Source organism: Salinarimonas sp., from assembly GCF_046292825.1.
Classification (GTDB): domain Bacteria; phylum Pseudomonadota; class Alphaproteobacteria; order Rhizobiales; family Beijerinckiaceae; genus Salinarimonas.
The window spans coordinates 17,894-27,115 of sequence record NZ_JBKBQG010000042.1 but is presented as its reverse complement, the minus strand read 5'-3'; the positions used below and the strand labels follow the sequence as shown (position 1 = coordinate 27,115).

The following is a 9,222-nucleotide window of genomic DNA, read 5'->3' as shown; positions in this document are numbered from 1 at the left end:
GCTCCGCGCCGGGTCGACCCTGCGGGTCGACGGACCCCATCGGTCTCCGGGCGCTGTTCGCGCCCGGAGCCACCTTCCCCTGAGGGGAAGGAGAGGGGCGGCGCCTTCCGCGATCATTCCTGCGCCCCCCTTTCCCACCCACACGAGGACCCCCCATGACCCACATCCCCCTCGACGAGCGCCTGATCGTCGCGCTCGACGTCGCGAGCGTCGAGGAGGCGCGGGCCCTCGTCGATCGCGTCGGCGAGGCCGGGCGTTTCTACAAGATCGGCTATCGGCTCGCCTTCTCCGGCGGGCTCGGGCTCGCGCGCGCGCTCGTGGAGGAGGGCAAAAAGGTCTTCCTCGATCTCAAGCTCCACGACATCGGCAACACGGTGGAGGAGGGCGTCGCGGCGATCACGGGGCTCGGCGTCCACATGCTGACCGTCCACGCCTATCCGCAGACGATGCGCGCGGCGGTGAAAGGCAAGGGCGCCTCCGATCTCGCGATCCTCGCCGTCACCGTGCTCACCTCCTACGACGAGGCGGACGCGCGGGAAGCGGGCTACGCCGAGGACGTCGCGAGCCTCGTCGCCAGGCGCGCCGCGCAGGCGCGCGAGATCGGCATCGACGGCATCGTCGCCTCGGCGGCCGAAGCGGCGCGCATCCGCGCGATCGTCGGGCCCGCCACCCACATCGTCACGCCGGGCATCCGCCCCGCGGGCAGCGATGCCGGCGACCAGAAGCGGATCCTCACCCCCGCCGACGCCATCCGCGCCGGCGCGAGCCACATCGTCGTCGGCCGCCCGATCACCCGCGCGGACGATCCGCGCGCGGCGGTCGAGGCGATCCTCGCGGAGATGGCGCAGGCGGTGTGAGGAAGACGCCCCCTCGTGCCCGCCGCCGAGGGCGGCTAAGCTGAACGAGAAGAGCTAAGGAGGAACCCCATGCCCAAGGCCTATTTCATCGCCCGCGTCACCGTCACCGATCCCGAGCGCTGGGCCGAATACGCCGCCATGGCGAGCGAGGCGATCAAGAAATACGGCGGGCGCCCTCTCGTGCGCGGCGGGCGCATGGCCACGATGGAGGGCGAGGGGCGGGCGCGCAACGTCGTCCTCGAGTTCGAGAGCTTCGAGGCGGCGCAGCTTTATTACAATTCCCCCGAATACCAGGCCGCCAAGGCGAAGCGCGAGGGCGCCGGGATCGCCGACATGATCGTCGTCGAGGGGGTGGAGTGATGGCGAAGGGCTATTGGATCGGCCGCGTCGACGTGCACGACCCGGACACCTACAAGAACTACGTCGCCAAGAACGCCGCCGCCTTCTCCAAATATGGCGGGCGCTTCCTCGTGCGCGGGGGCGCCTTCGAGGCGGTGAAGGGGGAGGCGCGCTCCCGCAACGTCGTGATCGAGTTCCCCGATTACGAGACCGCGCTCGCCTGCTGGAACTCGCCCGAATACCAGGAGGCGCTCGCCGCACAGGCGGGCTCGGCGACGGTCGAGCTCATCGTGATCGAGGGCTACGACGGCCCCCAGCCCGGTGCCTGAGGCGCCGGCGGGCTATCGCCTCGCGCAGGCCGGGGAGGGCGATCTCGACGCCGCTCACGCGCTCGTGCCGGGGACCGCGCGCGCCGTGCTCGATCTGTGCCGCGCGGGCGGAACGCTCTGGATCGCGCGGGAGGCGGACGGCGCGCTCGTCGGCCTCCTCGCCGCGGGGGACCTCGACGGCGCCTTCCACATCCACGCCCTCGCGATCGCCCCCGCGCATCGCCGCCGCGGCCTCGCGAGCGCGCTCGTCGCCCGCGCGATCGATCGCGCCCGCTGGGCGCTGATGCCCGCCGCGACCCTCGTCTGCGAGCGCGACGACGCGGGCGCCCTCGCGCTCGCCGCCCGCACGGGCTTCGTCGCGCTCGACGAGAGCCGGCTCGGCGGCGGCCTCGCGGCGGCGCTCGCGCGCGATCCGGGGCGGCTCGTCGCGATGGGGAAGCGGGTGTGAGGGGAGGGGGTGGGGCGGCTCTATCTGTGGCTTGACGCAATCACGCGCATGCTCCGATAATGAAGCATCACCCACCGACAGCTTGCTGTCGGCTCAAAGGCCGCCAGGAGAGTCCTCGGCGGCCTTTGCTTTGGTCGCTAGCGTCTCCCATCCCCACCCGCATCCCCTTGCCCTTCCGCCCGCACGCGCGTAACTCAGGCGCGACGTCACCCGGCGAGAGATCGACGAGACCCATGGTCACCACACATCACCAGTCCCGGCCCATCGCGGTCGCCCCCGGCGCGCGGATCCTCGTCGTCGAGGCCCGCTATTACGAGGCGATCGCCGATGCGCTCCTCGAGGGCGTGAGGGCGGCGTGCGAGGAGGCGCGGGCGCAGATCGAGGTGGTGACGGTCGACGGGGCGCTCGAAATCCCCGCCATGATCGCGATCGCCCTCGACGCGGCGCGCGAGGCGGGGCGGCCCTTCGACGCGGCGATCGCCCTCGGCTGCGTGATCCGCGGCGAGACCACCCATTACGACATCGTCGCGGGCGAGAGCGCGCGGGCGTTGATGGATCTTTCGATCGCCCGCAAGCTGCCGCTCGGCAACGGCATCCTCACGGTCGAGAACGAGGCGCAGGCCTTTGCCCGCGCGCGGCGCGAGGAGATGGACAAGGGCGGCGGCGCCGCGCGGGCGGCTCTGCGCGTCCTCGCCAATGCGCGCGCGCTCGCGGGAGGCGGCCGATGACGAAGGATCGTTCGCGCGCCAAGGAGCGCGCCGGCGCGCGCCTCGCCGCCGTGCAGGCGCTCTACCAGATGGAGGTCTCCGGCAAGGGCGTGCTCGACGCGCTCGCCGAGTTCGAGGCCTTCTGGATGGGGCGCGAGGTCGAGGGCGTCGCCGCCGCCCCCTCCGACCCGGATTTCTTCCGCGACATCCTCACCGGCGTCGTGCGCGAGCAGCGCCCGATCGACCAGGCGGTCGACGCCGCGCTCGCCCGCGCCTGGCCGCTCAAGCGCGTCGAGGCGGTGCTGCGCGCGATCCTGCGCGCGGGCGGCTACGAGCTCCTGTTCCGCAAGGACGTGCCCGCCCGCGTCGTCATCACCGAATATGTCGACGTCGCCCATGGCTTCTACGGTGAGGACGAGCCCGGCATGGTCAACGCCGTCCTCGACGCCATCGCCCACGAGGTCCGCGCCGACGAGTTCTCCGGCAAGCCGAAGGGGCGGTGAGGGGGCGTCGATCGATCGGTGGTCCGCGAATAGGAACGAGACGACGAGGCGCCGCCGCTCTCCTTCCCCTCAGGGGAAGGTGGCCCGGCGGCGAAGCCGACGGGTAGGATGGGGTCATTCGCAGCGAAGCTGCGAAGGGGCGTTGGCGTAAAGCTCCTCACGTTCGGCGGCTCTCGACGCCCCTTCGACCCTTCGGGTCGAAAGACCCCATCCGTCTCCGACCCCTGGTCGGGGTCGGAGCCACCTTCCCCTGAGGGGAAGGAGAGGGAGCGCGCTGTCTCACGTCGCACGCATGCACGAAGGACGATGCGTGCACTCCGTAGCTCCGAGGTGGAGGGCCATTCCGCGTCGCCCCTCTAGTCTCACCCCGCGACGCGCTCGGCGGCGGGGTCTTGCCGGGCGGCGATGGCGGCCTTGCGGCCCAACACTCCGTCGTAGAGCTCCCGCTCGCCGAGGATCCCCGCGACCCGACCGTCCGCCTCCACGACCACGAGCAGCGCCCCGGTCGACCGGCGGATCGCGATCGCGGCGCGCAGCGTCGTCTCCGGCGGCGCGAGGACGATGTCCGCCCGCTCCGCCGTGCTCCTGTCCGCCGACGCGATCGCGGCCGGTCGCTGCCCCTCCATCGTCGCGCCGGCGAGCCCGCCGCGATCGTCGAGCGCGAGCACGAGCCGCGCGCTCGGCACGGCGACCCCGCGCGCGCCGGGCGCCGCGATCTCGGCGAGCGGGGTCATCACAGAGCGGGCGCGCAACACGTCGAGCGGGTTCATGTGCGCTACGAATTCCGCTACGTAAGGCGTTGCCGGAGCAAGCGCGATCTCCTCCGGGCTGCCGGTCTGGACGATGCGCCCGCCCTCGAGGATCGAGATCCGGTCGCCGATCTTCATCGCCTCGTCGAGGTCGTGGCTGACAAAGAGGATCGTCTTGCGCAGCTCCTTCTGCAGCGCGACGAGCTCGTCCTGCAGCTTCGTGCGGATGAGCGGGTCGAGCGCGGAGAAGGGCTCGTCCATGAGCAGGATCGGCGCGTCCATGGCGAAGGCGCGGGCGAGGCCGACGCGCTGCTGCATGCCGCCCGACAATTCGTGGCCATAGGCGTCCGCCCAGTCGGAGAGGCCGACCAGGGCGAGCTTGTCGCGCACGATCGCCGCGATCTCGCGCTTCGGCACCCCGTTCACCTCGAGCCCGAAGCCGACATTCTCCGCCACCGTGCGCCAGGGCAGGAGCGCGAATTGCTGGAAGACCATGGCGACGCCCGTGCCGCGCAGCCGCTTGAGATCGGCGGGGCGGCAGGCGGCGAGGTCGATCGTCTCGCCGCCGATCGTGACGAGCACGCGCCCGCGCGAGACGGGGTTGAGCCCGTTGACGCAGCGGATGAGGCTCGACTTGCCCGAGCCGGAAAGCCCCATCAGCACGGCGATCTCGCCCTCGTGGACGCACAGGTCGGCGCCCGCCACCGCGACGAGAGCGCCGGTGCGCTTCTGGATGGTCTCGCGGTCGGCGCCCGCATCGAGGAGGGCGAGCGCCTCCGCGCGGCGGGGGCCGAAGACGACGTCGACGCGCTCGAAGCGCACGGCGATGGGGCGGCTCATCGGGTCGTCGCCCCCGCGTTCCTGCCGGCATTCCCGCCGGGATGCTTGCAGAGGCGGTCGAGCACGATCGCGAGGACCACGATCGCGAGCCCGGCCTCGAAGCCCATGGCGATGTTGACGGTGTTGAGCGCCCGCACCACCGGCGCCCCGAGCCCGCCCGCGCCGACGAGGGCGGCGATGACCACCATCGAGAGCGAGAGCATGATGCATTGCGTGAGCCCCGCCATGATGGTCGGCGCGGCGTGCGGCAGCTCGATCTTCCACAGGATCTGCCGGCGCGATGCCCCGAAACTCTCGCCGGCCTCGACGAGGGCGCGCGGCGTCGAGGTGATCCCGAGATGGGTGAGGCGCACGGGGGCGGCGATGGCGAAGATCACCGTCGAGATCAGCCCCGGCACCACGCCGAGCCCGAACAGGATCAGGGTCGGGATGAGATAAACGAAGGTGGGGATCGTCTGGGCGAGGTCGAGGAGGGGGCGCAGGGCCCGGTAGAGCCAGTCCCGCCGCGCCGCCGCGACCCCGAGCGGCACGCCGATCGCCATGCAGAGCGCGGTGGCGAAGGACACGAGCGCGAGCGTCTCCATCGTCTCGCGCCAATAGCCGAGATTGATCACGAGGAGGAGGCCGCCCACGACGAGGGCGACGAGCTTGAGGTCCCGGTGGAGGCCGTAGGCGAGCGCGGCGAAGGCGGCGACGATCGCGAGCGGATGCGCCCACAGGAGCGCCCCGGTGACGCCTTCGATCACCGCGCCGAGCGTGTCCGAGATCGCCCAGAACACGAAGGCGGCGCGATCGTCGAGCCAGTCCACCCCGTCCCGGATCGTGCGCCCGAGGGGGATCTTGTTGCCGGTGATCCAGGCGATCGGGTCCATTGAGGCATCCCTGAAGCGTCGGAAGAGAGTGCCGCTCCGCTCCGTCCCGTGTGAGTTTCAAATCTTTCGGAGGTTGTCATCCCGGGCCGCGAAGCGGACCCGGGACCCATAACCTCCGACGATCGACCGAGCGCGCATGCCGCGCTCGCTCCGCACCCTTGCCGCATCGATGGTCGGAGAGACGCAGCCTACAGGCTGCGACCGACACGTCGTGGATATGGGTCCCGGATCGCCTTCGGCGTCCGGGATGACACCGCAGGGAAAGATCGGCAGACTTCCCAGGGGAAGGAGAGAGGGACCGCGTCGCGGCCCGCCCTCTCCCCCCGCACACCCTCACTGCCCCGAAAGCGCCGCGCGGACGGCCGCCTCGGCGTCGCCGCCGTCGGCGGTGGTCACGCCGTCGAGCCAGGCGAGGGGGGTGTCGAGATTGGCCGAAAGCCAGGCGCGGGCGGCGGCGGCGGGCTCGGCGCCGTCGTCGAGGATCGCGCCCATGATCTCGTTCTGCATCTCGAGGGTGAAGCGCAGATTGCTCACGAAGGCGCCCACGTTCGGGCACTCCTCGCGGAAGCCTGCGCGCACGTTCGTGTGCACCTCCGCCCCGCCGTAATCGGGCCCGAACACGTCGTCGCCGCCGGACAGATAGACGAGGTCGAAATTCGCGTTCATCGGGTGGGGCTCCCAGCCGAGGAAGACGATGAAATCCTGCCGGCGCTCGGCCCGGCGCACCTGCGCGAGCATGCCCTGCTCGGAGCTCTCGACGAGCTGGAAGGAGCCGAGGCCGAACATGTCCTCGTCGATCATCGACTGGATGAGCCGGTTGCCGTCGTTGCCCGGCTCGATGCCGTAGATGCGCCCGCCGAGGCGATCGGCGAATTCGGCGATGTGGGAGAAATCGGTCAGCCCGGCCTGCGCGACGTAAGCCGGCACCGCGAGCGTGTACTTGGCCCCCGTGAGATTGGCCCCGAGCGTCTCGACCGTCCCCGCCTCGCGATAGGGCGCGATGTCCGCCTCCATCGTGGGCATCCAATTGCCGAGGAAGACGTCGACGTCGCCGTTGGCGAGGCTCGCATAGGTGACGGGGACCGAAAGGAGCTGCGTGCGTGGCGCGTAGCCGAGCGCCTCGAGCAGGACGGAGGCGATCGCGGTCGTCGCCGTGATGTCGGTCCAGCCCACGTCGGAGAAGGTCGGCGTGCGGCAGGAAGCGGGCTCGGCCGCCGCCGCCGGCAGGGCGCCGAGCGCGAGGAGGCCGGCTGCGGCGAGCGTGGTGCGGATCGTCATCGGTCTTCGTCTCCTTCTCGGGCGCGCGGACCGGCCGGCCGTCGCATACGGCTCGGCGACGCGGGCGGGGGCGCGATGCCCCGCCGCCTCTCGTCTGGCGCGCCGGCGTGTGTGCCTCGGCCGAAATTGATTGACCGTTCAATTAACGTCCGGCACTGTTCGGATGTCAACCCCACGGCCAGGCTGTTCGTGAAGGAGCCCTCGATGCCGCGTGTCGGCGTCTCGTCGATCCGAAGAAGACAGACGATCGAGGCGACCATCGCCGCGATCCACGCGCACGGATACGACGCGCTCACCATGGCGCGAATCGCGTCGCGCGCCGGCATGTCCGCTGGGCTCATCGCCCATTATTTCGGCTCCAAGGGCGAGCTCTTGGCGGCGACCATGCGCTCGCTGCTCACCGACTTGCAGGCGCTCGTCTCACGGCGTCTCGCCGAGGCGGGGCCGGCGCCGCGTGCGCGGATCGCCGCGATCGTGTCGGCGAATTTCGACGAGACGCAATCGACCCCCCAGATCGTCGCCGCCTGGCTCGCCTTCTGGGGGCAGGTGCCGCACGAGCCGGCCCTCCGGCGGCTCCAGCGCGTCTACAGCCGCCGCCTCGAATCGAACCTGCGCCGCGAGCTCGGCCGGATGGGCCTCGGCGAGGCCGAGCGCGCGCGCCTCGCCGAATGCGTCGCGAGCCTGATCGACGGCATCTGGATGCGCGCCGCGCTCTCCGACGGCGATCTCGACGCGCCCGCCGCCCGAAGGCTGGTGCTCGAGACGCTCGATCTGCACCTCGCCGCCCGCGGCATCGGCACGGCGATCGTCACCGAGAACGAGAAGAAGAGGAAATCCGCGTGAGCGACCATCTCCCGCTCTACGTCGCCGGCGCACGACGCCCGGCCCGCTCCGGCGAGCGCTTCGAGACCCGCAACCCCGCCGACGGCAGCCTGATCGCCACCGTCGACGTCGCGGGACCCGAGGACGTCGAGGACGCGGTCGCCGCCGCGCGCGAGGGTTTCGCCGTCTGGTCGCGCATGACCGGAGCCGAGCGCGGGCGCGTGCTCCTCGCCGCCGCCGAGATCCTGCGCGCGCGCAACGACGCGCTCGCCGCCATGGAGACCCGCGACACCGGCCGCCCGATCTCCGAGACGTCGGTCGTCGACGTGATCTCGGGAGCGGATTGTCTGACCTATTACGGCGGCCTCGCGCCCGCGATCACGGGCCGGCAGATCCCGCTCGGGCCCTCCGCCTTCGCCTACACGAAGCGCGAGCCGCTCGGCATCTGCGCAGGCATCGGCGCCTGGAACTACCCGCTCCAGATCGCCTGCTGGAAGGCCGCGCCCGCGCTCGCCTGCGGCAACGCCATGATCTTCAAGCCCGCCGAGCTGACCCCGACGACGGCGCTCGCCTTCGCCGAGATCCTGACGGAGGCGGGGCTGCCGCCGGGCGTCTTCAACGTCGTCCAGGGCTTCGCCGAGACCGGCAGGCTCCTCGTGCGCCATCCCGCCATCGCCAAGGTCTCGCTCACGGGCGAGGTCGGCACCGGGCGCGCGGTGATGGCGGACGCGGCATCGACCCTCAAGCACGTGACGATGGAGCTCGGCGGCAAGTCGCCGCTGATCGTCTTCGACGACGCCAAGCTCGACAACGCGGTCGGTGGCGCGCTCCTCGGCAATTTCTACAGCCAGGGCGAGATCTGCTCGAACGGCACCCGCGTCTTCGTGCAGCGCGCCGTCATGGACGCCTTCCTCGAGCGCCTCGTCGCGCGCACGAAGGCGATGCGCATCGGCGATCCGAGCGATCCCGCGACCCATGTCGGCCCGCTGATCTCGGCCGAGCACATGGAGAAGGTGCTCGCTGCGATCCACCGCGGCAAGGCGTCGGGCGCGCGCCTCCTCGTCGGCGGCGAGCGGGTGACGGAGGGTGCGTGCTCCAACGGCTTCTTCGTCGCGCCGACCGTGTTCGCCGGCTGCACCGACGAGATGGAGATCGTCCGCGAGGAGATCTTCGGCCCGGTGATGACGGTCCTGCCCTTCGACGACGAGGAGGAGGTCGTCGCCCGCGCCAACGCGACGCCCTACGGCCTTGCGGCGGGCGTGTTCACGAACGACCTCGCCCGCGCCCACCGCGTCGCGGACCGGCTCGAGGCGGGCACGGTCTGGATCAACGCCTACAATCTCACGCCGATCGAGATGCCCTTCGGCGGCGTCAAGCAATCGGGGCTCGGCCGCGAGAACGGGCACGCGGCGATCGCCCATTACACGCAGGAGAAGAGCGTCTACGTCGCGCTCGGCGACGTCGAGGCGCCGTATTGA

At 71.3% G+C, this 9,222-nt stretch carries 11 protein-coding genes; 8 read left to right on the top strand and 3 right to left on the bottom strand.

Annotated features, from left to right (window positions below):
- Positions 1-155 precede the first annotated feature (155 nt).
- From pyrF to nusB, 6 genes are all read left to right on the top strand, one after another.
- Complete coding sequence (pyrF, locus tag ACK4UM_RS16905) at positions 156-857, top strand: orotidine-5'-phosphate decarboxylase (RefSeq protein WP_409801363.1); 702 nt, start codon at positions 156-158, stop codon at positions 855-857.
- Between the two features lie 69 nt (positions 858-926).
- Entirely contained in the window at positions 927-1,217 is a 291-nt protein-coding gene (locus ACK4UM_RS16900; RefSeq protein WP_409801359.1) for a DUF1330 domain-containing protein, read from the top strand.
- Positions 1,217-1,525: a DUF1330 domain-containing protein gene (locus tag ACK4UM_RS16895; protein ID WP_409801355.1), complete on the top strand. Its 309-nt coding sequence runs from the start codon at positions 1,217-1,219 to the stop codon at positions 1,523-1,525. The genes ACK4UM_RS16900 and ACK4UM_RS16895 overlap by 1 nt, the downstream gene beginning before the upstream one ends.
- A complete protein-coding gene (locus ACK4UM_RS16890; RefSeq protein WP_409801349.1) occupies positions 1,518-1,973 on the top strand; it encodes a GNAT family N-acetyltransferase in 456 nt (151 codons plus the stop codon). Before ACK4UM_RS16895 ends, ACK4UM_RS16890 begins: the two co-directional genes overlap by 8 nt.
- Before the next feature lie 233 nt (positions 1,974-2,206).
- The gene (gene ribH / locus ACK4UM_RS16885) at positions 2,207-2,701 is read left to right on the top strand and encodes a 6,7-dimethyl-8-ribityllumazine synthase (protein ID WP_409801346.1); all 495 of its coding nucleotides are present in this window, start codon (positions 2,207-2,209) and stop codon (positions 2,699-2,701) included.
- Positions 2,698-3,183, top strand: a complete 486-nt coding sequence (gene nusB, locus ACK4UM_RS16880; RefSeq protein WP_409801342.1) for a transcription antitermination factor NusB — start codon at positions 2,698-2,700, stop codon at positions 3,181-3,183. The genes ribH and nusB overlap by 4 nt, the downstream gene beginning before the upstream one ends.
- 362 nt (positions 3,184-3,545) lie before the next feature.
- Here the strand turns inward: nusB and choV are convergent, their stop codons facing one another.
- From choV to ACK4UM_RS16865, 3 genes are all read right to left on the bottom strand, one after another.
- Positions 3,546-4,772, bottom strand: coding sequence for a choline ABC transporter ATP-binding protein (gene choV, locus ACK4UM_RS16875; RefSeq protein WP_409801338.1), 1,227 nt, complete (start codon positions 4,770-4,772; stop codon positions 3,546-3,548).
- A complete protein-coding gene (gene choW, locus ACK4UM_RS16870) occupies positions 4,769-5,644 on the bottom strand; it encodes a choline ABC transporter permease subunit (protein WP_409801335.1) in 876 nt (291 codons plus the stop codon). Before choW ends, choV begins: the two co-directional genes overlap by 4 nt.
- 333 nt (positions 5,645-5,977) lie before the next feature.
- Positions 5,978-6,922: a choline ABC transporter substrate-binding protein gene (locus ACK4UM_RS16865; RefSeq protein WP_409801332.1), complete on the bottom strand. Its 945-nt coding sequence runs from the start codon at positions 6,920-6,922 to the stop codon at positions 5,978-5,980.
- A 204-nt stretch (positions 6,923-7,126) separates the two neighbouring features.
- Here ACK4UM_RS16865 and betI point away from each other — a divergent pair, with 204 nt between their 5' ends.
- Positions 7,127-7,765, top strand: coding sequence for a transcriptional regulator BetI (gene betI / locus ACK4UM_RS16860; RefSeq protein WP_409801327.1), 639 nt, complete (start codon positions 7,127-7,129; stop codon positions 7,763-7,765).
- Positions 7,756-9,222 carry a betaine-aldehyde dehydrogenase gene (betB, locus tag ACK4UM_RS16855; RefSeq protein WP_409801387.1) on the top strand — a complete coding sequence of 489 codons (1,467 nt, stop codon included), beginning with the start codon at positions 7,756-7,758 and terminating at the stop codon, positions 9,220-9,222. The genes betI and betB overlap by 10 nt, the downstream gene beginning before the upstream one ends.